The following is a 25,502-nucleotide window of genomic DNA, read 5'->3' as shown; positions in this document are numbered from 1 at the left end:
TGGCTCCAAGGAGCGATGCGCGCAAGGCCTTCGACGCGGACCATGACGGTCATCCTGACCGCCACTGCCGGAGTCCGCATGTCCCTCGTCAACGCTCTCCTTCTGCTCCCCGGGGCTGCCACCTCATGACCCGGCTCGTGTCCCGGACCCGTCCGGTCATCGCCGTCATCGGCGCCACCGGCGCCCAAGGCGGCGGCCTGGTGCGTGCGCTGTTGCGGGACCCCTGGCAGCGCTTTCGGGTGCGAGCCCTGACCCGGCAGCCCACCGCCCGTGCGGCCCGAGCGCTGGCGCAGGCGGGGGCCGATGTCATGCACGCCGATCTCGACCGCCCGGGCACGCTGGATGCCGCCCTCGCCGGCATCGACGGCCTCTTCGCGATCACCGATTTCTGGGCTCACTTCAGCCCGGAGCGTGAACTGCGCCAGGCGACGCTGATCGCCGCGGCCGCCACCCGGGCGTCGGTGAGACATGTGATCTGGTCCACGCAGGAAGACACGCGGCCCGACGGCGGGCCCTGGCGCGTGCCGCCGATGGATGCCAAGGGGCAGGCCGATGCCTGCTTCCAGGGCTTGCCCACCACTTACGTGCTGCCGTCGTTCTACTGGGACAACTTCATCCACCTCGGGCTGCATCCGCTGCGTGACGCGCGCGGTGCGCTGCAATGGTCGCTGCCGCTGGGGGAGTCCCGGCTGTGCGGGATCGCCGCCGAGGACATCGGGCATTGCATCGCCGCGCTGTTCGTGCAGGGCGAACGCGCGGTGGGCGAGCGTGTCGGCCTGGCTGCCGAGCAGTTGACCGGCGCTCAGATGGCCCAGGTGCTGACCCAGGTGCTGGGTGAACCCGTGCACTACCGCGCCGTCAGCGTGGAGGACTTCGGCCGGCAGCCCTTCCCGGGCGCAGCCGAGCTGTCCCGCATGTTTGCCTGGCAGCAGCGCGAGGAGGCGGCCTACTGCGCCGTGCGTGCGCCCGAGGTGGCTTGCGCGCTGCACCCTGGGTTGCAGGGCTTTGCACAGTGGGCCCAGTCGCGGGTTGAGGTGCTGCGCCAACTGGCAGGCTAGGTGCCTGCGCTTCAGCCCTCGGGCAGTGGCTGGCACAGCGCCTGGCCCAGCCACTCGGCCGGCAGCGCCCAGTCGGCATCGGCGGCGATGGCTTCACGCAGAAAGCTGGCCTGTGCGGGTGTCCAGACGGGCGCATCGGGCAGAGCGCAGCCCAGCGATGTCGGCCGGTGCCGAGTGATGAAGGCATCAATGGCCTCCGGCGCGGACGGAAGCCCGAGCTGTTCGAAAAGCTCTTGCAGGCGGTGATGGCCAGGTTGCATGGTCTCGTCCTTCAGTGCCGGCCAGACTCGAACAGGAACCACACGCGCTGTTCAGCCTCCTCCAGCCAGTTCTCCACCAGGCTGGCGGTGGCCACGTCGCCGTGGCCGTCGCAGAGGTTGTGCACTGCGCGCAACCAGTCGGCCAGGCGGCGGTTGTCCTCGCAGAGTTCGGCGAGCATGCCGCTGGGCTGCACCAGGTCGGCATCGTTGTCCGCCAAGCGTTGCAGCCGTGCGATGTGGCCGATCGAGCGCAGCGTGTTGCCGCCGAGCTTGCGCACCCGTTCTGCAATCGCGTCGGTCATTGCGAAGAGCTGGGTGGACTGGTCATCCAGCAGCGCGTGATAGCTTGGGAAGGACGGCCCCCACATATGCCAGTGGAAGTTCTTGGTCTTGAGGTACAGCGCCCACACGTCGGCCAGCAACTGGTTCAGGGCGGCCCCGAGTTCGTGGCGGGCTTCGGCGCCGAGCGACCCTGGCGTGGCCAGGGGGGCACGGCGGTGGCGGCGGGCGGTAGCGACGTCTTTCATGGCGGTCCTTCGTGGAGGTCGTGGGGATGGAGGGTCAGCAGGTGGCGCACTGCCGGTGGTTCGGGGGCGCGGTGCAACTCGCGCAGGCGGGCCTGCAGGCCCGCCGCGGCGTGGCTGGTGCGGTGGTGCTGGCGCAGGTGTTCCTGCCAGGAGGGCAGGGTGAACCACTCCACCAGCAAGGTGGGGTCGGCCGTGTCCTCGGTCACGCCCCAGCCGCTGGCGCCGTCGCCCCGGCGGTGCTCGGCGAGTTGTTGCAGCAGGGTGCGGGCGGCACGGCGGTCCGTCGGGTCGATGTGGTAGGTCACCAGCACCAGCACCGGCCCACGTTCTACGGCCACCGGCGCGGCCAGCGTCGGCTCCGGCCAGGCATGGGCGGGATCGAGCACGTCCTCGCCAGCCGGCAGCGGCCAGCGGCGGGTCATCAGGGCGCCCAGCGCCAGCAAGGCAGAAGCCACCACGAGCGCTGCCACCAGGCCCAGGCGCTGGGCCGTGGCACCCCAGGCCAGGCTGCCGCCGGCCAGCGCACCATTGAATACCGTGAGATAGACCGCCAGACCGCGGCCGCGGACCCAGTTGGGCAACACCGCCTGAGTGATGGCGCCCAGCGTGGTGAGGGCCACGATCCAGGCCATGCCCAGCACGAGCAACACGGCCAGCGCCACGGCAGCCGCGGGCGTACTGGCCAGCACGAGCAGCACGGCCGCGCAGGCCAGTGCAGCCCCTGTCATCAGCCCCTCGGGCCCGAGATGGGGGCGCAGCCGCGGCAGCAGCAGCGCGCCGGCAATCGCGCCGACGCCCACCGCGCCCAGCATGACGCCGTAGAAGGCCGCGCCGCTGCCCAGCAACTGCTTGCCCACCAACGGCAGCAGGGCCCAGGGCGCGCTTGCGAGTGCAAAGAACAGGGCGGCGCGCAGCAGCACGCGTTGAAGGCTGGCATTGGCCAGCGCATGCCGCATGCCGGTGCGCAGGGCCCCGCCGAACACCTCGGCCAGCGGGTCGGCGGCCGCCGCGGGTGGGCGCCACCACAGCAGCGCGGCGATGACGAGCCCGTAGGTCAACAGGTCCACACCGTAGGTGAAGGCGGCGCCAAAGGCGGCCAGCAACAGGCCGCCGGCTGCGGGGCCCACGGCACGGGAGAGATTGATGCCCAGTGAGTTCAGGGCCACGGCAGACCGAAGCTGTGCCTTCGGCACCAGCGCCGGCACGATGGACTGCCAGGTGGGCGCCATCAGCGCGGCGCCGGTGCCGCCGAGGAAGGTCAGCATCAGCAGCGAGGTCATGTCCAGCCGCTGGGTGTGCGCCAGCAGCATCAGCGTGGCGCTGACGCCGGCCAGCAGCAGCTGCACCGCGATCAGCAGCCGGCGGCGGTCGAGGATGTCAGCCAGCACGCCAGCCGGGATGGCGAACAGGAAGACCGGCAGCGCGGCGGCGGCCTGCACGGCCGCAACCGCCGTGGGGCTGGTGCTGAGCTCGGTGGCCAACCAAGCGCTGGCCACGTCACGCATGAAACTGCCCACGTTGCCCAGCACGGTGGCCAGCCACAGCACCGCAAACACCCGCTCGCGCAGCGGGGCGAAGGCGCTGTCGTCACTCGTGGCAGTCATATGGCGGGCGCCGGTTCGAGCCGGTCATGCCAGGCCACCAACGCAAAGCCACCGGCCAGGCCCAGATGCTCGAAGAAGGCGTGCATGGCAGAGATGCGGTCCGGGCCGCTCATCGCCCAGAAGTCATTCGCGATGAAGCTGGCCGCGACCGTGAAGGCGCCCAGCGCCAGTGCGCCGAGCCAGCGGAGGTGGCCGCTGAGCACCAGGGCCGAACCGCCCAGTTCCAGCGCGATGACCGCCACGGCCAGCGGCGCGGCCGGCGCCAGCCCGAAGTGCTGCATCTCGGCCAACGCGCCGCCGAAGTCCATCAGCTTGGTGATGCCGCCTTCGAGGTAGGCGGCGCACAGGGCCAGCAAGGCCAGGCCGTGCAGCAGGCGACGCAGGGCCATCGTCACACCGCCCAGCAGGCGCAGCCGAACGCGCCCCAGAAGCCGGCGTGGTCACTGACCGGTGCGTTGGCGCCCCAGGCCTGCGCATGGGCGTGGCCGTGTACCTGGCAGGCGCTGGCGCAGGCACAGGCGGCAGCCAGGGCGGCGGCATCCAGCGGTGGACGCGCCTCGCTGCTCTCGCGATAAGCACCCCAGGCGCCATAGCCGCCCCAGCGGCGCACGGGCGACCAGTCCGGCATGGCAGGCGGCGGTGGGGCTTCGTCCAGCGGCGCGAACGGGCCGGCGCCCCAGACGATGCGGCCCCCCACCATCGTCAGCAGCGCGGTCGTGTCGGCGATGTCGGACTCGGGGCAGGCGAAGAAGTCGCGGTCAGGCACCACGAGGTCGGCGTACTGCCCCACCTCGATGCGGCCCTTCTTGCCCTCTTCGTTGCTGAACCAGGTGACGTTCTCCGTCCACATGCGCAGGGCGGCCTCGCGGCTCAGGCAGTTGCGCTGGGGCGTGATCTGCAGGCCGCCCACGGTCTTGCCGGTGATGAGCCAGGCGAGCGACACCCAAGGGTTGTAAGACGCGACGCGGGTGGCATCGGTGCCAGCCGAGGTGCGCACGCCCTTTTCCAGCATCTTGGCGACCGGCGGTGTGGCCTCGGCCGCGCGGGCGCCGTAGCGCTCGACGAAGTACTCGCCCTGGTAGGCCATGCGATGCTGCACGGCCACCCCGCCGCCTAATGCCGCGATGCGGTCCATGGAGCGTTCGGAGATGGTCTCGGCGTGGTCGAAGAACCAGTGCAGGCCGTCGATGGGGGTGTCGCGGTGCACTGTCTCGAACACGTCGAGCGCCCGGCTGATGGTCTCATCGTAGGTGGCGTGCATGCGCCAGGGCCACTTGTTCTGGGCCAGGATGCGCACGACTTCCTCCAGCTCGGGCTCCATCGCGGCGGCCATCTCGGGGCGAGGCTCGCGGAAGTCCTCGAAGTCGGCAGCCGAGAACACCAGCATCTCGCCCGCGCCGTTGTGGCGGAAGTAGTCGTCGCCCTGTTTGTATTTGACGCTGCTGGTCCAGCGCAGGAAGTCGTCCTTCTCCTGCTTGGCCTTCTGCGTGAAGAGGTTGTAGGCCAGGCGCACCGTGAGCTGGCCGGCGTCGGCGAGCTGCTGGACGATGGCGTAGTCCTCGGGGTAGTTCTGGAAGCCGCCGCCGGCGTCCAGCGCGCCGGTGACGCCCAGGCGGTTGAGCTCGCGCATGAAGTGGCGCGTGCTGTTGAGCTGGTAGTCGGGCGGCAGCTTGGGGCCGCGCGCCAGCGTGGCGTAGAGGATGGCGGCATTGGGCTTGGCCAGCAGCAGCCCGGTCGGGTTGCCAGCGGTGTCGCGCACGATCTCGCTGCCCGGCGGGGCGGGCGTGTCCTTGGTGTAGCCCACGGCACGCAGCGCGGCGCCGTTGAGCAGGGCGCGGTCGTAGAGATGCAGGATGAACACCGGCGTGTCGGGCGCCACGGCGTTCAGCTCGGCCAGTGTGGGCAGGCGCTTCTCGGCAAACTGGTGCTCCGTGAAGCCGCCCACCACCCGCACCCATTGCGGCGCCGGGGTGACGTCCACCTGGGCCTTGAGCATGGCCATCGCATCGGCGAGGCTCTTCACTCCGTCCCAGCGCAGTTCGAGGTTGTAGTTCAGGCCGCCGCGAATCAGGTGCAGGTGGTTGTCGATGAGGCCGGGCAGGGCGCGGCGGCCCTGCAGGTCCACGCGGCGCGTGGCAGGGCCGGCCAGCGCAAGCACGTCTTCATGGGCGCCGACGGCGGCGAAGCGGCCGTCGCGGATGGCGACAGCCGTGGCTTCGGGCTGGGCGCGGTTCAGCGTCGTGAAGCGGCCGTTGAACAGGATGAGGTCGGGGTGGGCGGCGTCAGCCATGGCGGCTCTCCGGATCGGGGCGAGGGGCGACTGTGTCGGCGCAGCGCGGCAGCTCGCCGAACATGTGGGGCTTGACCTGGTGGTGCAGCCAGGAGGTCTCGGTGGCCTGCGGCGCCAGCCAGCGCTTGACCAGCGGCGGGATCTGCTCCCCGGCCAGGATGCCCAGCAGGCCGACGAGGGCGATCACCGGCGGCGCCGGCGATCGCACGTTGAACAGCGCATAGATGACGCCGACGAGCAGGCCGACCGCGGCGGAGAGGAGGTAGGGCTTCATCGTCGGTGTCCTTCAGCGCAAGCGCGGTCAGCCTTCGTGGGCGCCAAACATCGTCTTGGCGTAGGTCACGCCGATGCCGTAGCCCCCGCCCACCTTCTTGGCGATGCCGGTGGTGAGGTCGTAGGTCTCGCCGCGTGCCCAGTCGCGTTGCAGCTCCAGCAGGTACTGCAGCGAGGTGATGGGCTGTGCACCGGCCTGCACCATGCGGGTGACGGCGCGCTCATGCGCCTCGGCGGAGACGTCGCCGCAGGCGTCGGTGATGACGTAGACCTCGAAGCCCTGGTCCAGCGCCGAGAGGGCCGGGCCGACGATGCACACGCTCGTCCACAGGCCGGACAGCACGATGCGCTTCTTGGCGATGCGGTTGATTTCCTGGATGACGGCCACGTCCTCCCAGGTGTTCATGGAGGTGCGGTCCAGCATCTTCTGGCCGTTGAAGGGCGCAGTGACCTCGTCGAACATCGGGCCGGAGAAGCTCTTCTCGGCCACCGTCGTCAGGATGGTCGGCACCTTGAAGCCCGCCGCGGCCTGGGCCACGAGCGAGGCGTTGTTGCGCAGTTCGATGATTGGGATGGAGTGCGTGGCGAAGGCCATCTGCGACTGGAAGTCGATCATGACCAGCACGTGGTCGGTCGGGTTCAGCAGCTTGGCGCCGGGGGCGGCCTTGGCGGTGGGAGTGCTCATGGGAGTGTCCTTGTGGCGGGTGGAGTGGTGAGGGAAATCAGATGAGGCCGAGGGCGACGGCGACACCGGCGCCGTAGGCGGGGTCGGCCTTGCAGCAGTTCTCGACATGGCGCTCGCGCACCTCGCGACTCACGCCCTGCATCGCCCGGGCGGTGTTGTCGAACAGGCGCTGGCGCTCGTCGGCGCGCAGCAAGCGGAAGAGGGCGGCGGCCTGGCTGTAGCAGTCGTCGTCCGCGCGGTGGTCCCAGTGCGTGGCCGTGCCTTCCAGTGGCAGCGGCGGTTCCGCCGGGTGCTGGCGGTCGGGCCACAGGCCCAGGCTGTTGGGCACGTAGCCGGGGGTGGCGCCGTGGTTGCCGTCCACGCGCATCGCGCCATCGCGGTGGAAGCTGTGCACCGGGCAGCGCGGCGCGTTCACCGGGATCTGGTTGAAGTTCACGCCCAGGCGGTAGCGCAGCGCATCACCGTAGCTGAAGAGCCGCGCCTGCAGCATCTTGTCCGGCGAGAAGCCGATGCCCGGGACGACGTGCGCCGGCGAGAAGCCCGCCTGCTCCACCTCCGCGAAGTAGTTCTGAGGGTTGCGGTTGAGCTCCAGCACGCCCACCTCGTGCAGCGGGTACTCCGCATGCGGCCAGACCTTGGTGAGGTCGAAGGGGTTGAAGGGGCAGGCCTCGGCCTGGGCCTCGGTCATCAGCTGCACGCACAGCGTCCAACGCGGGAAGTCTCCGCGGGCGATGGCGTCGAAAAGGTCGCGCTGGGCGCTCTCGCGGTCGCGGCCGATCAGCGCCTCGGCCTGCGCGTCGCTCAGCCAGCGCACACCCTGCTGGCTGCGGAAGTGGAACTTGACCCAGTGCCGCTCACCCTCGACGTTGATGAAGCTGAAGGTGTGGCTGCCGAAGCCGTGCATATAGCGGTAGCCATCGGGCAGGCCGCGGTCGCTCATCAGGATGGTGACCTGGTGCAGCGCCTCGGGCATCAGGGTCCAGAAGTCCCAGTTGCTCTGCGCGTTGCGCAGGTTGGTGCAGGGGTCGCGCTTGACGGCGTGGTTCAGGTCGGGGAAGCGCAGCGGGTCGCGCATGAAGAACACCGGCGTGTTGTTGCCCACCAGGTCCCAGTTGCCCTCCTGCGTGTAGAACTTGACCGCGAAGCCGCGGATGTCGCGCTCGGCATCGGCCGCGCCTCGCTCACCAGCCACCGTGGAGAAGCGCAGGAACACTTCGGTCTGCTTGCCGACCTCGGAGAACACATCCGCCTGCGTGTAGCGGGTGATGTCCTGCGTGACCGTGAAGGTGCCGTAGGCCCCCGAGCCCTTGGCGTGCATGCGCCGCTCGGGGATGACCTCGCGGTCGAAGTGGGCGAGCTTTTCGAGCAGCCAGATGTCCTGCAGCAGCGCCGGCCCGCGCGGCCCGGCGGTCTGGATGTTGAGGTTGTCCGCCACCGGCGCGCCGTTGGCGTGGGTCAGGCGCTGCTGGGCCATGGCTTTACCCCTTGATGAAGGCCAGCAGGTCGGCGTTGAGCACGTCAGCGTTGACGGTCAGCATGCCGTGCGAGTAGCCCTTGTAGACCTTGAGCGTGCCGTTCTTGAGCAGCTTCACGGCCTTGAGCGCCGAGTTGGCGATCGGCACGATCTGGTCGTCGTCGCCGTGCATCACGAGCGTGGGCACGGTGATGGCCTTGAGGTCCTCGGTCTGATCGGTCTCGGAGAAGGCCTTGATGCCTTCGTAGTGGGCCTTGGCGCTGCCCATCATGCCCTGGCGCCACCAGTTGTTGATGACACCCGGCAGCGGCTTCACACCGGGGCGGTTGAAGCCGTAGAACGGGCCGGCCGGCACGTCCATGAACATCTGTGCGCGGTTGTCGGCCACGCCCTTGCGGAAACCGTCGAACACTTCGATGGGCAGGTGGTCGGGGTAGGCGGCGGTCTTGGCCATGATGGGCGGCACGGCGGCCACGAGCACGGCCTTGGCGACGCGGCCGGACGGCTGGCCGTGCTTGGCAACATAACGCGCAACCTCACCACCACCCGTGGAGTGGCCGATGTGCACGGCGTTGCGCAGGTTCAGGTGCTCGACGACTGCGAAGGCGTCGGCGGCGTAGTGGTCCATGTCATGGCCTTCGCTGACCTGGGCCGAGCGGCCGTGGCCACGGCGGTCGTGCGCGACGACGCGGAAGCCTCGCTGCACGAAGTACAGCAGCTGGGCATCCCAGTCGTCGCTGGACAGCGGCCAGCCATGGTGGAAGACGATGGGCTGGGCGTTCTTGGGGCCCCAGTCCTTGTAGAAGATCGTGGTGCCGTCCTTGGTGGTGATGGTGCTCATGGTCATGCCTTGCGGTTGGGGGGAGGAAGGGGCAGCCTGCGCTGCGCTGGGCGTGACCAGCGTGGCGGCCAGGGGAAGAGCGAGCGCGGTGCCGAGGCCGGCGCCCAGGGCCAGCACTTGGCGGCGCTGGCGATCGGAGGGATCAGTCGAGTCGGGGTGCATATCGGGCTCCTGACGTGGGTTGCGTTGAGTCAGGATGCTAGGAACGAGGTGTTGTTCGTCTCAGCCCCGATGGGGTGGCTTGCGTCTCCTCCTTTGGGAGGAGGCCCTGTGACGGCACCGTCATGAAGGCGCGCAGGCGCATGCCTGGCCTTGCGCGGCAGGCCTGGATGCAGTGGTGTGGTGTCGGCCCGGTGGCCGCGGAGTGCTAGAGCTGGATCAGCCCGCGCTGGACGGCAATGGTCACCGCATGGGTCCGGTCGCGCGCATTGAGCTTGAGCAGGATGGACTTCATCCGAGCCTTGATCGTCTCCTCGGCAACCGACAACAGGGCGCCCACTTCCTTGTTGGAGTGGCCCTGGGCGATGTGGCGCAGGACTTCGATCTCGCGGTCGGTCAGCATCTCGTCGCCCGCGTGGCGTGCCAGGTCGACGGCGACGTCGGCCGGCACCCAGCGACCGCCCCCGTGCGCCGTGCGGATGGCATCCACCAACGTGGTGCGAATGGCGGTCTTGACGAGATAACCACAGGCACCGGACTTGAGCGCCCGCCACGCCTGGAAATCGCCTTGGTAAGTCGTCAGCACCAGGATGCGGGCCTGCGGACTGCGCTGCCGGATCTGGGTGATGGCCTGCAGACCGTCCATGCGCGGCATCTGCAGGTCCATCAGGGTCACATCCGGGCGTAGTTGTTCGTGCAGCGCCACGGCCTCGACGCCATTGGCAGCTTCGCCCGCGACGGTCATGTCGGGCTGGCGCGCGAGCACCGCCGCGATGCCTTCACGCATCAGCGGGTGATCGTCGGCCATGAGCAGCCGGATGGACGGGGAAGGAGACATTCAAGGCGGGTTGAGAAGACGCTGGCGATACGGCCAGCCGGAAGGCCCAAGAATGTAACGATCTTGGGGACGTCGCGCCGCCTGCGTTTTGCGAAGCTAGGGGGTGGCCAGCGCATCGGAGTACCCGTTCTGGGGTTTCCTTCGCCCGGTTGGATGGTCAGCATGAGGGCATGCAGTTTCATGCGTTGCCGTCGTTCACCGCGTCCTCGTCTGCCGGGCCGGTGCTGTGGCTCGCCCACGGTCATGCGTTGATGGGCGAGGGATTGGCCGCGGTGCTGGCCCGCCATGGCGCGGTTCAGCGCGTGGCAGGGGGAACGCAGCCAAGCCCTGGTGAAGAGCTGCCGGCGCTGGTGGTGACCGACCGGCGGCTGGGCGTCTGTGGCGGTCGCGTCGCTTGGGGCACCGTGCCGGTGCTCGTGGTGGACACCGGTCTGTGTGGCCGTGAAGTCCGGCAATTGTTGGACGCGGGCGTGCAGGGCTGCGTGCATGCGGAAGGGGACCTGCATCACCTGGATGGCGCCGTCAGTGCCGTGATGCAGGGCGCGCGGCATCTATGCCCGCTGTCAGCGGCAGCGCTCGCTCAGGACGTGGTGCAGGTCGCGTTCACGCCGCGGGAAGCCCAGGTGTTGGACTTGCTGTGCAATGGACTGGACAACAAGACCATTGCGCAGCAGCTGGGGCTGGCGCTGTCGACCGTGAAGACGCATGTGCAGTCGCTGCTGGCCAAGACAGGGGCGCGCAACCGAACGGACATCGTCACCAGCACCTTGCGCCGCACGGTGGGCTGAACTGCGGCCGCGACTGCCGGCAACTCGCTTGGCCGGGAGCAGCAAAAGCAAAGGGCCCTCGTCTGAGGGCCCTTGCATTCCCGGGCTGGTCCCCGGGTGAAATAGTTGGTCGGGGTGAGAGGATTCGAACCTCCGGCCTCTACGTCCCGAACGTAGCGCTCTACCAGGCTAAGCTACACCCCGATGTCTGTGTTGGCTTCTCTTCCGCTTCAGGAATGTCGCTCAACCGACTGAATTGCGAATTCTAGCAGAGATTCTGTCCACTTGTTCTGAGGCAGCAACTTTAATGCGTCAGCCGCGTGCCGCGCCTCGGCACGAGCCGCCTCGCGGGTTGATTCCAAGGCGCCTGTCGCGCGCACGATGGTGACGATCTCCTGCAGCTTCTCGAGTTCGCCTTCCTCAATGGCGTGCCGAAGCAGCGCGCGTTGTTCGGGCGTGCCGCGTTCCATGGCGATGAGCAATGGCAGCGTCGTCTTGCCCTCGCGAAGGTCGTCGCCGATGTTCTTGCCGAGTTCGTGGGCATCGCCTTCGTAGTCGAGCACGTCGTCGATCAGCTGGAATGCGGTGCCCAGCGCGCGACCGTAGGCGGCGCAGGCCTCTTCCACGTGTGCTGGGGCATTCGCCAGCACGGCGCCCAAGCGTGCGCTGGCCTCGAAGAGCTTGGCGGTCTTGAAGCGGATCACGCGGAGATAGCTCTCGACCGTGATGTCGGGGTCGTGCATGTTCATCAACTGCAGGACCTCGCCTTCGGCGATGACATTGGTGGCCTCAGCCAGCACCTCCAGCACGCGCATGCGGTCGACCGAGACCATCATCTGGAACGCGCGGGAGTACAGGAAGTCGCCCACCAACACGCTGGCTGCATTGCCGAACAGGGCGTTGGCCGTGGGCTTGCCGCGGCGCAGTGATGATTCGTCGACAACGTCGTCATGCAGCAGCGTGGCGGTGTGGATGAACTCCACCACCGCCGCCAGCTCGAAGCGGGCGGCTTGGTCAAACCCCAGGGCGTTGGCAAACAGCAGCACGAGCTTGGGCCGCATGCGCTTGCCGCCCGCGTGGACGATGTAGTGAGCGATCTGGTCGATCAGCGCAACGTCGGAGCTCAGCCGCTGGGCGATGACGGCATCGACCTGGGCCATTTCGGTGGCCAGCAGGGCCAGCACCTCGGCAACTTGTGATGGGGGCGAGGCAGTCTCGACGCTCACTCTGGACTCTCAAGCAAAGATCTGTTCATTATAGAAACGGCGTTTGCCCGGGCCTGACGAGCGACGGTCAGATCGCCCACAGTCTCCGCGTCTTGCTGGTTTGGCAAGCGTCAGGGTATACTCGCGGGCTCTTTGCGGCTGAACCGTGCCCTGGCTTTGCGTCAGGGTGGGCTTGGCAGCATCGAGAACCCAACGAAAACCCACAAAAAGGCCCGGTACCGGCGCGCTGGCTTGTTCAGCGCGGTTGGAGCCAGGTGAAGGCACCGCAAGGTGCGAAAGGAAGTTTCATGTACGCGGTCATCAAAACCGGCGGCAAGCAGTACAAGGTTGCTGCTGGCGAAAAGATCAAGGTCGAGCTGCTCGACGCGGAAGTTGGCGCTGAAGTCACCCTGGACCAAGTCCTGGCCCTGGGCAGCGGCGACGGCCTGAAGGTCGGCGCCCCCCTGGTTGCTGGCGCTACCGTCAGCGCCAAGGTCGTCAGCCACGGCAAGCACGACAAGGTTCGCATCTTCAAGTTGCGCCGTCGCAAGCACTACAAGAAGAGCCAAGGCCATCGCCAGAACTACACCGAGCTGGAAATCAGCGCGGTCAACGGCTGATCCCTCCCTTCTTTCGCTAATTTCTAGGAGCTATTCATGGCACAGAAAAAGGGCGGCGGTTCTACACGGAACGGCCGCGACTCCAAGCCCAAGATGCTGGGCGTCAAGGCTTACGGCGGTCAACTGATCTCCGCAGGTTCGATCATCGTTCGCCAGCGCGGCACCAAGTTCCACCCCGGTGTGAACGTCGGTATCGGCAAGGACCACACGCTGTTCGCGCTGGTCGATGGCCACGTCAGCTTCACCACCAAGGGTGCAAGCAACCGCGCGACGGTCGTCGTCACGCCGCTGGCCGCTTAATTGCAGCCATCACGGGCGATTCGGTCGCCCGTTTCCCTGAGCCCCGGCCCGCCGGGGCTTTGTCATTTCTGAAGTCTGGCGCGCCACACGACGGTGCGCGGGACGCATCCCCAGCCATTACGATGGCAGCCCGCCATGAAATTCGTTGACGAAGCCACCATCGATGTCGCCGCCGGTAACGGTGGCGCCGGCTGCGCGAGCTTTCGCCGCGAAAAGTTCATTCCGTTCGGCGGGCCCGATGGCGGCGACGGCGGCAAGGGCGGCAGCGTCTGGGCCGAGGCCGATCGCAACCTCAACACGCTGATCGACTACCGCTACGCGCGCCGTCATGAAGCTCGCAACGGCGAGGCTGGCCGGGGCTCCGACTGCTTTGGCGCCGCCGCCGACGACATCGTGCTGCGCATGCCGGTCGGCACCATCATCACCGACCTCGAAACCGAAACCGTCATCGGCGAATTGCTCGAGCCTGGCCAGCGCATCCTGCTTTGCAAAGGCGGTGACGGCGGCTTCGGCAACCTGCACTTCAAGACCTCCACCAACCGTGCGCCGCGGCAGAAGACGCCGGGCTGGCCGGGAGAGGTCAAGAAGGTGCGGCTGGAGTTGCGTGTGCTGGCCGATGTCGGCCTGCTGGGCCAGCCCAATGCGGGCAAGTCGACGCTGATCACGGCGATCTCCAACGCCAAGCCCAAGATTGCCGACTACCCGTTCACGACCCTGCATCCCAATCTGGGCGTGGTGCGCGTCGGCCCTGAGAAGAGCTTCGTGGTGGCCGACATCCCCGGCTTGATCGAGGGCGCCGCCGAGGGGGCCGGCCTGGGTCACCAGTTCCTGCGTCACCTGCAGCGCACCCGGTTGCTGCTGCATGTCGTCGACCTCGCGCCCTTCGACCCCGAGGTCGACCCGGTCAAGGAAGCCAAGGCCATCGTCGCCGAGCTCAAGAAGTACGACGCCGAACTTCACGCCAAGCCGCGCTGGCTGGTGCTCAACAAGCTTGACATGGTCCCGGAAGAAGAGCGTGCCGCCCGCGTCAAGGACTTCATCAAGCGCTACAAGTGGAAGGGCCCGGTGTTCGAGATCTCGGCGCTGACCCGCGAGGGCTGCCAGCCCCTGATCCACGCCATCTACGACCACGTCGCCGCCGAGCAGCGGGTGATTGAAGAGCGCGACGTCCGTTTCGATTCCCCTGACCCCATCGAATGAGTCTGCTGTCCAGCGCGCGCCGCATCGTTGTCAAAGTCGGTTCCAGCCTCGTCACGAACGAGGGCCGCGGCGTGGATGCCGAGGCGATCGCGAACTGGAGCCGCCAGCTGGCGGCATTGGCAGGCGAGGGGCGTGAGCTGGTCATGGTGTCCAGCGGCGCCATCGCCGAAGGCATGAAGCGCCTGGGCTGGTCGACCCGTCCCAAGGAACTGCATGAGCTGCAGGCGGCCGCGGCGGTCGGGCAGATGGGTCTGGCGCAGATGTACGAGAGCCAGCTCAGCGCGCATGGCATGCGCAGCGCCCAGGTGTTGCTGACCCATGCCGACCTGGCGGACCGCGAGCGCTACCTGAATGCACGCTCGACGCTGCTGACGTTGTTGGCGCACCGCGTGCTGCCCGTCATCAACGAGAACGACACCGTCGTCAACGACGAGATCAAGTTCGGCGACAACGACACCCTGGGCGCGTTGGTCGCCAATCTGGTGGAAGCCGACGCCCTCGTCATCCTGACCGACCAGCGCGGCCTGTATTCGGCTGACCCGCGCAAGGACCCGAGCGCCCGCTTCATCGACAACGCCCAGGCAGGCGATCCGGAGCTGGAGCAGATGGCCGGTGGCGCCGGCTCCAGCATCGGCCGCGGCGGCATGATCACGAAGATCCTCGCGGCCAAGCGCGCTGCTGGCAGTGGCGCCGGGACCGTCATCGCCTGGGGCCGCGAGCCCGATGTGCTGCTGCGCCTGGCGCGCGGCGAGGCCATCGGCACGGCCCTGCATGCGGCCACGGCCAAGCTGCAGGCGCGCAAGCAGTGGATGGTCGACCATCTGCAGATGCGTGGCGCCGTGAAAGTGGATGCCGGCGCCGTGGGCAAACTGCGTGCGGAGGGCAAGAGCCTGCTGCCCATCGGCGTCACGGAGGTGCAGGGCGACTTCCACCGGGGTGATGTCATCGCCGTGCTGGCGCCTGACGGCACCGAACTGGCGCGGGGGCTGGCGAACTATTCGAGCGTCGAGTCGCGCCTGATCGCGCGCAAACCCTCGTCAGAGTTCGAGGCGGTGCTGGGCTACGCCGCCGAGCCGGAGCTCATCCACCGAGACAACCTCGTACTGCGCTGAGCTGCGGCTTCAGTCTGGCCGCGGGTCGCCGTCAGGCGGTGCGGCGGCCGGCTCAAGGGGCATCGGCCCGCTGTGGCGCTCGCGGTGCGGTGGGCGCATGCCGGCGCGCAGGTAGCGGTTGTGGTGATTGATGCGCGGCAGGTAGCGGGCGAGCTCGGTCAGCGCCATCTCGTAGACCCCGCGCTTGAACTCGATCACGGCCTCCAGCGGCACCCAGTACTCGTTCCAGCGCCAGGCGTCGAACTCGGGGTGGTCGGTCGCGCGCAGGTTCATGTCGCAGTCGCGGCCCAGCATCTGCAGCAGGAACCAGATCTGCTTCTGGCCGCGGTAATGCCCCCGAGCATCGCGTCGGATGAAATGGTCAGGCACTTCATAGCGCAACCAATCGCGAGTTCTCGCGATGATGCGCACATGCTCTGGCGTGAGCCCCACTTCTTCGTGGAGCTCTCGGAACATCGCCTGCTCAGGCGTTTCACCGTGCTTGATGCCCCCTTGCGGGAACTGCCACGAGTGCGTCCGGATGCGTTTGCCCCAGAAGACCTCGTTGCGCTGGTTGAGCAGGATGATGCCGACGTTGGGGCGGAAGCCTTCACGGTCGAGCATAATCAACCTCAAATCTCTAGTTGGTTCGATTATTGCATCGGGCCGCAGTTGCGGTAGCGCCCTCGCTAACCCCAGGATTTACCCCGTTTTGTTGAGAGTTCGGCCGGGTTTTCACCCGGCCTTCGTATGCCGGTCCGCCCATGAAAGCCTCCCAGTTCTTCATTTCCACCCTCAAGGAAGCGCCCGCCGACGCCGAGGTGGCCAGCCACAAGCTGATGATGCGCGCCGGCATGATCAAGCGGCTGGGTGCCGGCATCTACAACTACATGCCGATGGGCCTGCGCGTCATCCGCAAGGTCGAGAAAATCATCCGCGAGGAGATGGATGCAGCGGGTGCCGTCGAATGCCTGATGCCTGTGATCCAGCCGGCCGAGCTGTGGCAGGAGACGGGCCGCTTCGACAAGATGGGGCCCGAGTTGCTGCGGGTGAAGGACCGACACAACCGCGACTTCGTTGTGCAGCCCACGAGCGAAGAGGTGATCACCGACATCGCCCGCCAGGAGCTGCGCAGCTACCGCCAGCTGCCCAAGAACTTCTATCACATCCAGACCAAGTTCCGGGACGAGCGCCGCCCCCGCTTTGGCCTGATGCGCGGCCGCGAGTTCACGATGAAGGACGCCTATTCCTTCGACCGCGATGTGGAAGCTGCCGGGCGCAGCTACGAAAACATGTACGCGGCCTACTGCAAGATCTTCGACCGCTTCGGCCTGGAGTACCGCGCCGTGGCGGCGGACACCGGCGCCATCGGCGGTGACCGTTCGCATGAGTTCCAGGTGATCGCAGAGACCGGCGAAGACGCCATCGTCTACTGCCCCACCAGCGACTACGCCGCCAACATCGAGCTGGCTGAAGCCGTGGCCCTGCTGCCCGCGCGCGCGGCAGCTGGCCAGGCGCTGGCCAAGACGCCCACGCCGGGCAAGAGCACGTGCGAGGACGTCGCCGCGCTGCTCGGCCTGCCGCTGTCGCAGACCGTCAAGTCGCTGGTGCTGGCCACCGACGAACTCGACGAACACGGCAGCATCATCAAGACCCAGGTCTGGCTGCTGCTGGTGCGCGGCGACCATGAACTCAATGAAGTGAAGGCCGGCAAGATCGAAGGCATGAAGGCAGGCTTCCGCTTCGCCACCGTCGGCGAGATCGAGTCGCGTTTCGGCTGCAAGCCCGGCTACCTCGGCCCGATCGGCGCGAAGGACGTGAAGGTCGTTGCAGACCGCACGGTGGCGCTGATGAGCGACTTCGTCTGCGGTGCCAACGAAGTGGATTTCCACCTGACGGGCGTGAACTGGGGCCGCGACCTGCCCGAGCCCGACGTGGTGGCCGACATCCGCAACGTCGTGGCAGGAGACCCCTCGCCCGACGGCAAGGGCGTGCTGGCCATCCAGCGCGGCATCGAGGTCGGCCACGTGTTCTACCTGGGCACCAAGTACTCGGCCGCGATGAACGCCACCTTCCTGGACGAGAACGGCAAACCCAAGCTGCTCGAGATGGGCTGCTACGGCATCGGCGTGACCCGCATCCTGGGCGCGGCCATCGAGCAGAACAATGATGCGCGCGGCATCATCTGGCCGGACGCGATTGCCCCCTTCACCGTGGTCATCTGCCCGATCGGCGCCGATCGCAGCGAAGACGTGAAGCAGGCCGCCGAGAAGCTCTACGGCGAGCTCAAGGCGCTGGGCGTGGACGTGCTGCTGGATGACCGCGGCGAGCGTCCGGGCGCGATGTTTGCCGACTGGGAACTCATCGGCGTGCCGCACCGCGTCGTGCTGGGCGACCGTGGCCTGAAGGAAGGCCAGGTCGAGTACCAGGGCCGGCGTGATGACGCCGCCACCAAGGTGGCTGTCAGCGACATCGTGAGCCACCTGAAGGCCAAGCTCAAGCTTTGAAGCGCCGGGTTCTGCTGCTGGCTCTGCTGGGCGCGCCATTGCTGGCGCGTGCCGGCGCCCAGCTGGAGGAGCCGCTGGCGGACGCCATCCGTTCCGCACTCAGCGCCTCGATTGCGCAAAGCGCGCCGCCGCGGCCGAAGTTCGAGGCCAGCCAGGTCGACGCGCGCATGGCCTATCTGCGCTGGCTCGGCGAGATGAGCGAGCGGCTCAAGAAGCGCAAGACCGAAACGCAGATCCGCATCGAGTTTCTCGAGACGGTCTGGTATGAGGCCAAGCGCGCGGGCCTGGAGCCGAGCCTGGTGCTCGGGCTCATCCAGGTCGAAAGCGGCTTTCGCAAGTACGCGATCAGCGTGGCCGGGGCGCGTGGCTACATGCAGGTCATGCCCTTCTGGACCAAGGCCATCGGCGACGGCGATGCGTCGCGGCTCTTTCACATGCAGACCAACCTGCGCTTTGGCTGCGTCATCCTGCGCCACTACCTCGACATCGAGAAGGGTGACCTCTTCCTCGCGCTGGGGCGCTACAACGGGAGCCGCGGGCGCGCTGAGTACCCCAACGCCGTCTTCGCCGCGCGTCGGCAGTGGCTGTTGCCCGGAGAGCGCTGAGCCTCCGGATTTTCCCGCGCCGCGGCTGATGGCTTTCGGCAGTGACAGCGCCTGCCGCTAGCCTTGCGGCCTCGTCCAACCGACGCCCCACGCAGGCGCTACCCATGCCCGTCTCTCGCCGACTCTCTCCTCTTCTCGTCGCCACGTTGCTTGCCAGTGGCGTGGCCTGGGCCCAGGCACCCGCCGCCGCCAGCGCTTCGGCGGCCGCCACGGCGGACAACCCGCTGTTCATGCCCAGCCCGTTGCCGATGCAGTACCCGCCCTTCGACCAGGTGCGCGACGAGCACTTCGCACCCGCGTTGGACCGTGGCATGGCCGAGCAGCTCGCGGAGGTGCAAGCGATCGCAGACAACCCGGCAGCGCCCAGCTTCGACAACACCATCGTGGCCCTGGAACGCAGCGGCCGGCTGCTGCGCCGCACGACCACGCTGCTGTTCAGCCTGCTGGGTGCCGACGCCAACCCGGCTCGCCAGCAGCTGCAGACCGACTACGCTGCCAAGTTGGCCGCGCAGCGGGATGCTGTGCTGCTCAACCCCAAATTGTTCGCCCGCGTGCAGGCGCTCTACGCCGAGCGTGACAAGGCGGCCCCGAACGCCGAGGCGCGCCGGCTGATCGAGCGCTATCGCAGCGACATGCTGCGCGCCGGTGCCCAGCTCGACGACGCGCAGAAGGCGCGGATGAAGGCCATCAATGGCGAGCTCGCCACGCTCGGTGCCCGCTTCAACCGGGCGGTGCTGGCCGAGGTGAATGATTCCGCCATCGTCGTCGACACCGCCGAGGAACTGGCCGGCCTGAGCCCGGCCCAGATCGCCGCGGCCGCCGAGGCCGCCAAGAAGCGCGGCCTGGACGGCAAGTACGTCATTGCGCTGCTCAACACCACGATCCAGCCCTTTGAGACCCAGCTGCAGAACCGTGCCATCCGTGAGCGCCTGCACCGCGCCTCGGTGGCGCGCGGCGCGCGCGGCAACGAGTTCGACACGCGCGAGACGCTGGCCCGCGTCATGGCGCTGCGGGCCGAGCGTGCGGCGTTGCTGGGCTACGCGACGCCGGCGGCCTATGTGCTGGAAGAGGAGACGGCCAAGTCGGCCGACACCGTCAATGCATTGCTCGGCCAGTTGGCGCCTGCTGCCGTGGCGTCGGCCCGGCAGGAAGCCGCCGAACTGCAGAAGCTCATCGATGCCGAGCAGGCGGCCAAGGGCCAGCCCAGCTTCCCGCTGCAGGCCTGGGACTGGAGCTTTTATGCCGAGAAACTGCGCGCCGCCAAGTACGGTTTTGACGAGGGCCAGCTCAAGCCCTACCTGGAGATCACCAGCGTTCTGGAAAAGGGCGTGTTCTTCGCAGCGAACCAGCTCTATGGCATCAGCTTCAAGCGGCGCACCGACCTGCCGGTCTACCGCGACGACGTGCGCGTCTACGACGTGTTCGACACTAATGGCAAGCCGCTGGCTATCTTCATCGCCGACCTTTACGCGCGCCCCAGCAAGCGCGGTGGTGCCTGGATGAACGCCTATGTGGGCCAGAACCCGTTGGAAGGCACGCAGCCGGTGGTGGCCAACCACTTGAACATCCCCAAGCCGCCGCCCGGCGAGCCCACGCTGATGACCTGGGACGAGGTCAACACGCTGTTCCACGAGTTCGGCCATGCCCTGCACGGCATGTTCAACCAGAGCCGCTACCCGGGCCTGACCCGCGTGCCGCGTGACTTCGTGGAGTACCCGTCGCAGGTCAACGAGGTCTGGGCTGACTGGCCGAGCGTGCTGGCCAACTATGCCCGCCACTACCAGACCGGCGCGCCCATGCCGCGTGAGCTGCTGGACAAGGTGGCGCGTGCCAAGCGCTTCAACCAGGGCTACATGACCGTGTCGTACCTGGCAGCCGCCATCGTTGACCAGCGCCTGCACCAGCTGAAGGCGGCGGACATGCCGGTTGCGGCAGACGTGCCGGCGTTCGAGGCGCGCGTGCTGAAAGAAGCAGGCATCGACTTCGGGCCGGTGCCGCCGCGCTACAAGCTGCCGTATTTCAGCCACATCATGGGTGGTTACTCGGCCGGCTACTACGCCTACATCTGGAGCGAGGTGCTGGACGCCGACACGGCGGAATGGCTCAAGGCCAACGGGGGGCTCAAGCGCGCCAACGGCGACCAACTGCGCCCCAAGCTGCTGTCGCGGGGCGGCAGCGAGGACGCGATGGTGCTGTTCCGCAACCTCGTCGGCCATGGGCCGGACATCAAGCCGCTGCTCGAGCGGCGCGGGCTGGTCCTGCAAAAGCCCTGAGGGCAAGGCCGCCGGTCGCCAGCCTGGCGCGCGTCAGGCGGGCGGCCATGGTCGGTTGGCGCTCAAAGCCCGTTCCAGCTCTTGGGCGCAGCAGCGCCGATGCCGGCGAGCTCGAGCACACGCTCGGCGCTTTCGTTGACCATCTCTTCGATGGACTTGGGGTGGTGATAGAAGGCTGGCAGCGGCGGGAAGCAGATGCCGCCCATCTCGGTCACCGCCACCATGTTGCGCAGGTGCGCGAGATTGAAGGGCGTCTCGCGCACCATCAGGATCAAGCGGCGGCGCTCCTTGAGCGTCACGTCGGCGGCGCGGGTCAGCAGGTTGTCGCCCAAGCCATGGGCAATCGCTGCGAGCGACTTCATGGAGCAGGGCGCCACCACCATCGCCGCCGTGCGGAAGCTGCCGCTGGCGATGCAGGCGCCGACGTCGCCGGGCGCGTAGGCATGGTCAGCCTCGGCCTCCAGGCGGGAGCGGTCCAGGCCGAGCTCGTGGTGGGCATTCAGGATGCCGGCCGGGGTCGCGATGAGATGGGTTTCGACGTCCAGCTCGCGGGCGCGGCGCAGCAGCCGCAGCGCGTAGGCTGCGCCGGTTGCGCCCGTCAGCCCGACGACGAGGCGCTGCCTCATCAGGCGGCCGCGAGCGCCTGCTGCAGCTCGCCGGACTCGTACATCTCCATCATGATGTCCGAGCCGCCGACGAATTCGCCGTTGATGTAGAGCTGGGGGATGGTCGGCCAGTTCGCGTATTCCTTGATGCCCTGGCGCACGCCTTCGTCTTCCAGCACATTGAAGGTCTTGATGTCGGTGGCGCCGGCGGCCTTCAGGATCTGGATGGCGCGGCCGGAGAAGCCGCACATCGGGAACTGGGCGGTGCCCTTCATGAAGAGCATCACGCGGTTGGACTTGACCAGGTCGTCGATGCGTTGCTGAACGTCGCTCATTGCAGTTCTCGGAGTAGGCAAAACCGCAATTATCCCGGAGGCCTCCGGGACGGGCTCAATAGTTGTAGGCCAGGCCCAGCTGCAGCAGGGGCTTGAAGCGCAGGTCGCGCATCGCGTCCTCGAAACCCTGGGCGCTGCTGCGGCCCAGCCGCAGGCCGGCGTACGAGCCCGACATCAGGCCGAAGTCGGCGCTGAAGGCCAGGCCCGTGCTGTGCACGCGGCCGGTGTAGCCGATGCCGAGGTAGGACAGGTTGGAGCTGCCTTCCAGCAGATTGCTGTCCAGCCGTCCCGACATGAGATGGCGGCGGCCTGCTGAGATCGGGCCGCTGCCCAGGGCCAGGCCCCCGCTGCTTTGCGACAGGGACAAGGGACCCAGCAGCAGCCCGCCAGTGGCCCGCAGGCCGCCGCTCACGCCCGACAGGCCGGAGCGGGTGAGGTAGTAGTCGCCCAGCAGGTTGGCGCTGAGCACGCGGGAGCCGCCCAGGTGATGCGTGGGGTCGGCAGCGTTGTCACTGCTGTTGAGCTGCAAGCGTGCCTGCCAACGGGGGCTGAGGTCACTGTCAGCCCAGGCGGCAGAGCAGGCGAGCGCGGAGAGGCTCAGAACGGCAACGCGGATGAGGCGGGTCATGTTCGTCTCCTGCGCGGTGCGTTGGCAGGCACCGGGGTTTGATACTACGCCCGCTGTTCGTTCGGGGGAATCACGAACTGAGGGCAAAACATCACGTTAACCCGCGCGGGCGTTCGTCGACCGACGAGGGTGCTTTCAGCCAGGCCAGCAACCCCCGCTGGCCCGGGGCCGCTGGCCCAGATCCCGCCTCAGCGTGGCGTCCCGGAAGCCCCGGGCCCGCAGGGCCTGCGCCACGGGGTCGGCCTGGTCCCAGCCGTGCTCCATCAGCAGCCAGCCGCCGGGGCGCAGATGTTGCGGCGCCGCATCAACCAGGTGGCGCAGATCGGCCAGGCCGTCGCCGCCCGGCGTCAGGGCGGTCCGCGGTTCATGCCGCAGGGCCGGCAGATGCGGGTCGTCCCCCGCGATGTAGGGCGGGTTGCTGACGATGAGGTCGAAAACCTCCCCCGCTACGGGCTCGAACCAGCTGCCCTGGCGCCAGTCGACGGCCAGGCTGAGGCGGCTGCCGTTGGCGCGGGCGACCGCCAGCGCGTCGGCGCTGAGGTCGATGGCGGTGACGCGCGCGCGCGGGCACCCGGCCTTGATCGCCAGCGCGATGGCCCCGCTGCCCGTGCCGAGGTCTGCCACCGCCGGCTCGCCAGGCAGGCTGTGCAGCCGTTCCAGCGCCCAGTCGACCAGGGTTTCGGTGTCGGGCCGGGGAATCAGCGTGGCCGGCGTGACCTGCAGCAGCAGTCCATGGAAGGGCTGCCAGCCGGTCAGGTGGGCGAGGGGCTCGCCGGCGGCCAGCCGCTTCAGCGCGGCCTCGGCGCCGTCCACCGTGGCATCACCGTGGGTGAGCAGCCAGGCGCGGGTCTGGCCCGTGAGGTGGCTGAGCAGCGTCTGCACGTCGCCGCGCTCAAGCGCGAGCTGGCGGGCGAGGGCGAGCGCTTCGTCGACCGTCATGTGCGCCCGGCTTCCAGTTCGGCCAGCTGCTCGGCCGCTTGGGCGGCCATCAGGCCCTGGATGACGTCGTCCAGGTCGCCGTCCATGATCTGGCCGAGCTTGTAGAGCGTCAGGTTGATGCGGTGGTCGGTCAGGCGGCCCTGCGGGAAGTTGTAGGTGCGGATGCGGTCGCTGCGGTCGCCACTGCCGATCAGGCTCTTGCGTGTGGCAGCTTCCTTGGCGGCACGCTCGCTGCGTTCCTTTTCCTGGATGCGCGCCTGCAGCACCTGCAGCGCCTTGGCCTTATTGCTGTGCTGGCTGCGGCCGTCCTGGCACTCGGCCACGATGCCCGTGGGCAGGTGGACGACGCGCACCGCGGAGTCGGTCTTGTTGATGTGCTGCCCGCCCGCGCCGCTGGCGCGGAAGGTGTCGATGCGCAGGTCGGCCGGGTTCAGCGTGACGGCCGCCGCCTCGTCGGGCTCCGGCATCACGGCCACGGTGCAGGCGCTGGTGTGGATGCGGCCCTGCGTTTCGGTGGCGGGCACGCGCTGCACGCGGTGGCCGCCGCTCTCGAACTTGAGCCGGCCATAGACGTCGTCGCCTTCCACCCGCACAACGAGTTCCTTGTAGCCGCCCAGGTCCGACACGTTCTCAGACAGGATCTCGGTGCGCCAGCCTTGGCGCTCGGCAAAGCGCAGGTACATGCGCGCCAGATCGGCGGCAAACAGGGCCGATTCGTCGCCGCCAGTGCCGGCGCGGATTTCGAGGAAGGCGTTGCGCTCGTCGTCCGGGTCCTTGGGGATGAGGGCGAGCTGCAGCTCGGTGTCGAGGGCCACCAGCGCAGCCTCGTTGGCCGCGATTTCCTCGCGCGCCATGTCGGCCATCTCGGGGTCGCCCAGCCAATCGCGAGCGGCAGCGAGATCGGCTTCGTGCTGCTGATAGCGCCGGTAACGCTCTACCAGGCCGGACACCTCGGACTGCTCCTTGGTCACCGCGCGGTAGCGCTTCATGTCGGCGGCGATGCTGCCGTCGGCGAGGAGGGCATCGAGCTCGGCAAGGCGGAAACCGAGGCGGTCGAACTGCTGGCGCAGGGAGTCTTTCATGGGTTGGATCGGAGGAAGCAGTCAGGAGCGGCGCCGTGGCGCCGGGCGGCGGCAGGTGAGCGCCGCTAAGACTGCTTGCCGCGCAGGAACAGGCGCGAGACCGTCTGCGCCAGCTGAAGGCGTTGCTCACCCTCACTGGCGTTCAACTCAGCCAGCGTGCCATGCAGCAGCTTCTGCGTCAGGCCCTTGGAGAGGGCGTCCAGCACCTCGTCCACACCGGCCCCTTTGGCCAGCAGCTTGCGGGCCCGCGCCATCTCCAGCGCGCGCCAGTCGTCGGCCTGCGCGTGCAGGGCCTGGATCAGCGGCACGGTGTGGCGTTGGTCCAGCCAGTGCATGAAGCTCTGCACGCCGGTCTCGACGATGGCCTCGGCCTGCTCGACCGCGGCCTGGCGCTTCTCGCCGGCGGTCTGCACCTGCTGGGCGAGCTCGTCGACCGTGTAGAGGTAGACGTCGCTGAGCTGCGCCACTTCGGGCTCGATGTCGCGCGGCACGGCCAGGTCGACCATGAACATCGGGCGGTGCTTGCGCTTCTTGAGTGCACGCTCGACGGCCCCCAGGCCGATGAGGGGCAGGCTGGACGCCGTGCAGGACACGACGATGTCGAACTCGTGCAGGCGCTCGGTCAGGTCCGACAGACGCAGCGCCTCGGCGCCGAAGCGGATGGCCAGCTTCTCGCCACGCTCCAGCGTGCGGTTGGCCACCGCCATGTGACGCGGCGTGCGGGCGGCGAAGTGAGTCGCGGTCAGCTCGATCATCTCGCCCGCGCCGACGAAGAGCACGCGCGTCTGGGCCAGGTCCTCGAACAGCTGGCCGGCCAGGCGCACCGCGGCGGCCGCCATGCTGATGGAATGCGCGCCGATCTCGGTGGAGCTGCGCACCTCCTTGGCGACCGAGAAGCTGCGCTGGAACAGTTGGTGCAGCGTGGTGCCGAGGGCGCCGGCTGCTTCGGCCTCCTTCACGGCCTGCTTCATCTGGCCGAGGATCTGCGGCTCGCCCAGCACCATGGAGTCGAGCCCGCTGGCCACGCGGAAGGCATGGCGCGCCGCGGCGCTGCCCTGCATCACATAGGCATGCTCGCGCAGGGCGCCGGCCTCGACACCGCCCGCCTGGGCCAGCCACGCGATGGCCGGTTGCACCTGCGCCGACGGCGCGGCCACATAGACCTCGGTGCGGTTGCAGGTGGACAGGATGGCAGCCTCCGGGGCGCCCGGCAGCTTCTGGCGCAGGCCGGTCAGCGACGGGGCCAGTTGCTCGAGCGTGAACGCAAACCGCCCGCGCAGGTCCAGCGGGGCGGTGTTGTGGTTCAGGCCGAGAGCAAAGACCGACATGGATGTGA

The 25,502-nt window shown here is 68.2% G+C and carries 27 protein-coding genes and 1 tRNA gene; 9 read left to right on the top strand and 19 right to left on the bottom strand.

All coding sequences use genetic code 11. The annotated features are described in order from the left end of the window. Positions 1–137 precede the first annotated feature (137 nt). The gene (locus CDO81_RS06070) at positions 138–1,058 is read left to right on the top strand and encodes an NmrA/HSCARG family protein (protein ID WP_206602067.1); all 921 of its coding nucleotides are present in this window, start codon (positions 138–140) and stop codon (positions 1,056–1,058) included. Positions 1,059–1,069: 11 nt separating this feature from the next. On the opposite strand, the gene CDO81_RS06065 is transcribed toward CDO81_RS06070, so the two are convergent. From CDO81_RS06065 to CDO81_RS06020, 10 genes are all read right to left on the bottom strand, one after another. Further along, positions 1,070–1,318, bottom strand: a complete 249-nt coding sequence (locus tag CDO81_RS06065) for a DUF2789 family protein (protein ID WP_088482200.1) — start codon at positions 1,316–1,318, stop codon at positions 1,070–1,072. An 11-nt stretch (positions 1,319–1,329) separates the two neighbouring features. Next, the gene (locus tag CDO81_RS06060; RefSeq protein WP_088482199.1) at positions 1,330–1,845 is read right to left on the bottom strand and encodes a Dps family protein; all 516 of its coding nucleotides are present in this window, start codon (positions 1,843–1,845) and stop codon (positions 1,330–1,332) included. Continuing rightward, positions 1,842–3,449, bottom strand: a complete 1,608-nt coding sequence (locus CDO81_RS06055; RefSeq protein WP_088482198.1) for an MFS transporter — start codon at positions 3,447–3,449, stop codon at positions 1,842–1,844. The genes CDO81_RS06060 and CDO81_RS06055 overlap by 4 nt, the downstream gene beginning before the upstream one ends. Beyond that, positions 3,446–3,838 carry a DoxX family protein gene (locus CDO81_RS06050; protein ID WP_088482197.1) on the bottom strand — a complete coding sequence of 131 codons (393 nt, stop codon included), beginning with the start codon at positions 3,836–3,838 and terminating at the stop codon, positions 3,446–3,448. Before CDO81_RS06050 ends, CDO81_RS06055 begins: the two co-directional genes overlap by 4 nt. A 2-nt stretch (positions 3,839–3,840) precedes the next feature. Next, entirely contained in the window at positions 3,841–5,739 is a 1,899-nt protein-coding gene (locus CDO81_RS06045) for an amidohydrolase (RefSeq protein ID WP_088482196.1), read from the bottom strand. After that, a complete protein-coding gene (locus CDO81_RS06040) occupies positions 5,732–6,013 on the bottom strand; it encodes a XapX domain-containing protein (protein ID WP_088482195.1) in 282 nt (93 codons plus the stop codon). The genes CDO81_RS06045 and CDO81_RS06040 overlap by 8 nt, the downstream gene beginning before the upstream one ends. Positions 6,014–6,040: 27 nt before the next feature. Next, positions 6,041–6,697, bottom strand: coding sequence for a hydrolase (locus CDO81_RS06035; RefSeq protein WP_088482194.1), 657 nt, complete (start codon positions 6,695–6,697; stop codon positions 6,041–6,043). Positions 6,698–6,734: 37 nt separating this feature from the next. Further along, positions 6,735–8,171: a catalase gene (locus CDO81_RS06030; RefSeq protein ID WP_088482193.1), complete on the bottom strand. Its 1,437-nt coding sequence runs from the start codon at positions 8,169–8,171 to the stop codon at positions 6,735–6,737. A gap of 4 nt (positions 8,172–8,175) precedes the next feature. After that, a complete protein-coding gene (locus tag CDO81_RS06025; protein ID WP_206602078.1) occupies positions 8,176–9,012 on the bottom strand; it encodes an alpha/beta fold hydrolase in 837 nt (278 codons plus the stop codon). A 367-nt stretch (positions 9,013–9,379) separates the two neighbouring features. Continuing rightward, on the bottom strand, positions 9,380–10,009 hold the full coding sequence (locus CDO81_RS06020; protein ID WP_088482191.1) for a response regulator: 630 nt from the start codon (positions 10,007–10,009) through the stop codon (positions 9,380–9,382). A 170-nt stretch (positions 10,010–10,179) separates the two neighbouring features. Here CDO81_RS06020 and CDO81_RS06015 point away from each other — a divergent pair, with 170 nt between their 5' ends. After that, entirely contained in the window at positions 10,180–10,797 is a 618-nt protein-coding gene (locus CDO81_RS06015; RefSeq protein WP_088482190.1) for a helix-turn-helix transcriptional regulator, read from the top strand. Between the two features lie 106 nt (positions 10,798–10,903). Here the strand turns inward: CDO81_RS06015 and CDO81_RS06010 are convergent. Further along, a tRNA-Pro gene (locus tag CDO81_RS06010) sits at positions 10,904–10,980 on the bottom strand. Positions 10,981–11,006: 26 nt separating this feature from the next. After that, on the bottom strand, positions 11,007–12,002 hold the full coding sequence (gene ispB, locus CDO81_RS06005; protein WP_088482189.1) for an octaprenyl diphosphate synthase: 996 nt from the start codon (positions 12,000–12,002) through the stop codon (positions 11,007–11,009). A gap of 287 nt (positions 12,003–12,289) precedes the next feature. On the opposite strand from ispB, the gene rplU reads away from it, so the two are divergent. From rplU to proB, 4 genes are all read left to right on the top strand, one after another. Then, positions 12,290–12,601 (top strand): 50S ribosomal protein L21, encoded by a 312-nt coding sequence (rplU, locus tag CDO81_RS06000; protein WP_088482188.1) that lies wholly within the window; start codon positions 12,290–12,292, stop codon positions 12,599–12,601. A 36-nt stretch (positions 12,602–12,637) separates the two neighbouring features. Further along, the gene (gene rpmA, locus CDO81_RS05995; RefSeq protein ID WP_088482187.1) at positions 12,638–12,901 is read left to right on the top strand and encodes a 50S ribosomal protein L27; all 264 of its coding nucleotides are present in this window, start codon (positions 12,638–12,640) and stop codon (positions 12,899–12,901) included. 135 nt (positions 12,902–13,036) lie between these two features. Further along, the gene (gene obgE, locus CDO81_RS05990) at positions 13,037–14,101 is read left to right on the top strand and encodes a GTPase ObgE (RefSeq protein ID WP_088482186.1); all 1,065 of its coding nucleotides are present in this window, start codon (positions 13,037–13,039) and stop codon (positions 14,099–14,101) included. Continuing rightward, a complete protein-coding gene (gene proB, locus CDO81_RS05985) occupies positions 14,098–15,213 on the top strand; it encodes a glutamate 5-kinase (RefSeq protein ID WP_088482185.1) in 1,116 nt (371 codons plus the stop codon). Before obgE ends, proB begins: the two co-directional genes overlap by 4 nt. Before the next feature lie 9 nt (positions 15,214–15,222). Here the strand turns inward: proB and CDO81_RS05980 are convergent, their stop codons facing one another. Next, a complete protein-coding gene (locus tag CDO81_RS05980) occupies positions 15,223–15,816 on the bottom strand; it encodes an RNA pyrophosphohydrolase (protein ID WP_088482184.1) in 594 nt (197 codons plus the stop codon). A 140-nt stretch (positions 15,817–15,956) separates the two neighbouring features. Between CDO81_RS05980 and CDO81_RS05975 the strand changes: the two genes are divergently transcribed. The 3 genes from CDO81_RS05975 to CDO81_RS05965 all read left to right on the top strand — a co-directional run bounded on the left by CDO81_RS05975 (position 15,957) and on the right by CDO81_RS05965 (position 20,577). After that, positions 15,957–17,699, top strand: a complete 1,743-nt coding sequence (locus CDO81_RS05975; RefSeq protein ID WP_088482183.1) for a proline--tRNA ligase — start codon at positions 15,957–15,959, stop codon at positions 17,697–17,699. Next, positions 17,696–18,304, top strand: a complete 609-nt coding sequence (locus CDO81_RS05970; protein WP_088482182.1) for a lytic transglycosylase domain-containing protein — start codon at positions 17,696–17,698, stop codon at positions 18,302–18,304. Before CDO81_RS05975 ends, CDO81_RS05970 begins: the two co-directional genes overlap by 4 nt. Positions 18,305–18,408: 104 nt before the next feature. Next, a complete protein-coding gene (locus CDO81_RS05965; protein WP_088482181.1) occupies positions 18,409–20,577 on the top strand; it encodes a M3 family metallopeptidase in 2,169 nt (722 codons plus the stop codon). A 62-nt stretch (positions 20,578–20,639) separates the two neighbouring features. Here CDO81_RS05965 and CDO81_RS05960 read toward each other — a convergent pair whose 3' ends face one another. From CDO81_RS05960 to hemA, 6 genes are all read right to left on the bottom strand, one after another. Continuing rightward, the gene (locus CDO81_RS05960) at positions 20,640–21,203 is read right to left on the bottom strand and encodes a UbiX family flavin prenyltransferase (RefSeq protein ID WP_088482180.1); all 564 of its coding nucleotides are present in this window, start codon (positions 21,201–21,203) and stop codon (positions 20,640–20,642) included. Then, the gene (grxD, locus tag CDO81_RS05955) at positions 21,203–21,517 is read right to left on the bottom strand and encodes a Grx4 family monothiol glutaredoxin (protein WP_088482179.1); all 315 of its coding nucleotides are present in this window, start codon (positions 21,515–21,517) and stop codon (positions 21,203–21,205) included. The genes CDO81_RS05960 and grxD overlap by 1 nt, the downstream gene beginning before the upstream one ends. A 55-nt stretch (positions 21,518–21,572) precedes the next feature. Further along, positions 21,573–22,145: a hypothetical protein gene (locus tag CDO81_RS05950; RefSeq protein ID WP_088482178.1), complete on the bottom strand. Its 573-nt coding sequence runs from the start codon at positions 22,143–22,145 to the stop codon at positions 21,573–21,575. Between the two features lie 135 nt (positions 22,146–22,280). Further along, a complete protein-coding gene (prmC, locus tag CDO81_RS05945) occupies positions 22,281–23,084 on the bottom strand; it encodes a peptide chain release factor N(5)-glutamine methyltransferase (protein ID WP_088482177.1) in 804 nt (267 codons plus the stop codon). Beyond that, complete coding sequence (gene prfA / locus CDO81_RS05940) at positions 23,081–24,166, bottom strand: peptide chain release factor 1 (protein WP_088482176.1); 1,086 nt, start codon at positions 24,164–24,166, stop codon at positions 23,081–23,083. The genes prmC and prfA overlap by 4 nt, the downstream gene beginning before the upstream one ends. A 65-nt stretch (positions 24,167–24,231) precedes the next feature. Beyond that, positions 24,232–25,494, bottom strand: coding sequence for a glutamyl-tRNA reductase (gene hemA, locus CDO81_RS05935; protein WP_088482175.1), 1,263 nt, complete (start codon positions 25,492–25,494; stop codon positions 24,232–24,234). Positions 25,495–25,502: the final 8 nt, after the last annotated feature.

This window comes from Roseateles puraquae, assembly GCF_002205845.1.
Taxonomy (GTDB): domain Bacteria; phylum Pseudomonadota; class Gammaproteobacteria; order Burkholderiales; family Burkholderiaceae_C; genus Pelomonas; species Pelomonas puraquae.
The sequence above is the reverse complement of the archived record's forward strand: the minus strand, read 5'-3'. Positions and strand labels throughout refer to the sequence as shown.

Excerpts from the sequence above, each read along its gene's own strand:
- CDO81_RS06055 (WP_088482198.1), bottom strand. The coding sequence starts at position 3,449 with ATGACTGCCACGAGTGACGACAGCGCCTTCGCCCCGCTGCGCGAGCGG.
- rplU (WP_088482188.1), top strand. The coding sequence starts at position 12,290 with ATGTACGCGGTCATCAAAACCGGCGGCAAGCAGTACAAGGTTGCTGCT.
- hemA (WP_088482175.1), bottom strand. The coding sequence starts at position 25,494 with ATGTCGGTCTTTGCTCTCGGCCTGAACCACAACACCGCCCCGCTGGAC.
- CDO81_RS06060 (WP_088482199.1), bottom strand. The coding sequence starts at position 1,845 with ATGAAAGACGTCGCTACCGCCCGCCGCCACCGCCGTGCCCCCCTGGCC.
- CDO81_RS06020 (WP_088482191.1), bottom strand. The coding sequence starts at position 10,009 with ATGTCTCCTTCCCCGTCCATCCGGCTGCTCATGGCCGACGATCACCCG.
- obgE (WP_088482186.1), top strand. The coding sequence starts at position 13,037 with ATGAAATTCGTTGACGAAGCCACCATCGATGTCGCCGCCGGTAACGGT.
- CDO81_RS06065 (WP_088482200.1), bottom strand. The coding sequence starts at position 1,318 with ATGCAACCTGGCCATCACCGCCTGCAAGAGCTTTTCGAACAGCTCGGG.
- CDO81_RS06015 (WP_088482190.1), top strand. The coding sequence starts at position 10,180 with ATGCAGTTTCATGCGTTGCCGTCGTTCACCGCGTCCTCGTCTGCCGGG.
- CDO81_RS06050 (WP_088482197.1), bottom strand. The coding sequence starts at position 3,838 with ATGGCCCTGCGTCGCCTGCTGCACGGCCTGGCCTTGCTGGCCCTGTGC.
- CDO81_RS05980 (WP_088482184.1), bottom strand. The coding sequence starts at position 15,816 with ATGCTCGACCGTGAAGGCTTCCGCCCCAACGTCGGCATCATCCTGCTC.
- CDO81_RS06045 (WP_088482196.1), bottom strand. The coding sequence starts at position 5,739 with ATGGCTGACGCCGCCCACCCCGACCTCATCCTGTTCAACGGCCGCTTC.
- CDO81_RS05950 (WP_088482178.1), bottom strand. The coding sequence starts at position 22,145 with ATGACCCGCCTCATCCGCGTTGCCGTTCTGAGCCTCTCCGCGCTCGCC.
- proB (WP_088482185.1), top strand. The coding sequence starts at position 14,098 with ATGAGTCTGCTGTCCAGCGCGCGCCGCATCGTTGTCAAAGTCGGTTCC.
- prmC (WP_088482177.1), bottom strand. The coding sequence starts at position 23,084 with ATGACGGTCGACGAAGCGCTCGCCCTCGCCCGCCAGCTCGCGCTTGAG.
- CDO81_RS06040 (WP_088482195.1), bottom strand. The coding sequence starts at position 6,013 with ATGAAGCCCTACCTCCTCTCCGCCGCGGTCGGCCTGCTCGTCGGCGTC.
- CDO81_RS06035 (WP_088482194.1), bottom strand. The coding sequence starts at position 6,697 with ATGAGCACTCCCACCGCCAAGGCCGCCCCCGGCGCCAAGCTGCTGAAC.
- CDO81_RS05975 (WP_088482183.1), top strand. The coding sequence starts at position 15,957 with ATGAAAGCCTCCCAGTTCTTCATTTCCACCCTCAAGGAAGCGCCCGCC.
- grxD (WP_088482179.1), bottom strand. The coding sequence starts at position 21,517 with ATGAGCGACGTTCAGCAACGCATCGACGACCTGGTCAAGTCCAACCGC.
- CDO81_RS05965 (WP_088482181.1), top strand. The coding sequence starts at position 18,409 with ATGCCCGTCTCTCGCCGACTCTCTCCTCTTCTCGTCGCCACGTTGCTT.
- prfA (WP_088482176.1), bottom strand. The coding sequence starts at position 24,166 with ATGAAAGACTCCCTGCGCCAGCAGTTCGACCGCCTCGGTTTCCGCCTT.
- rpmA (WP_088482187.1), top strand. The coding sequence starts at position 12,638 with ATGGCACAGAAAAAGGGCGGCGGTTCTACACGGAACGGCCGCGACTCC.
- CDO81_RS05960 (WP_088482180.1), bottom strand. The coding sequence starts at position 21,203 with ATGAGGCAGCGCCTCGTCGTCGGGCTGACGGGCGCAACCGGCGCAGCC.
- CDO81_RS06025 (WP_206602078.1), bottom strand. The coding sequence starts at position 9,012 with ATGAGCACCATCACCACCAAGGACGGCACCACGATCTTCTACAAGGAC.
- CDO81_RS06030 (WP_088482193.1), bottom strand. The coding sequence starts at position 8,171 with ATGGCCCAGCAGCGCCTGACCCACGCCAACGGCGCGCCGGTGGCGGAC.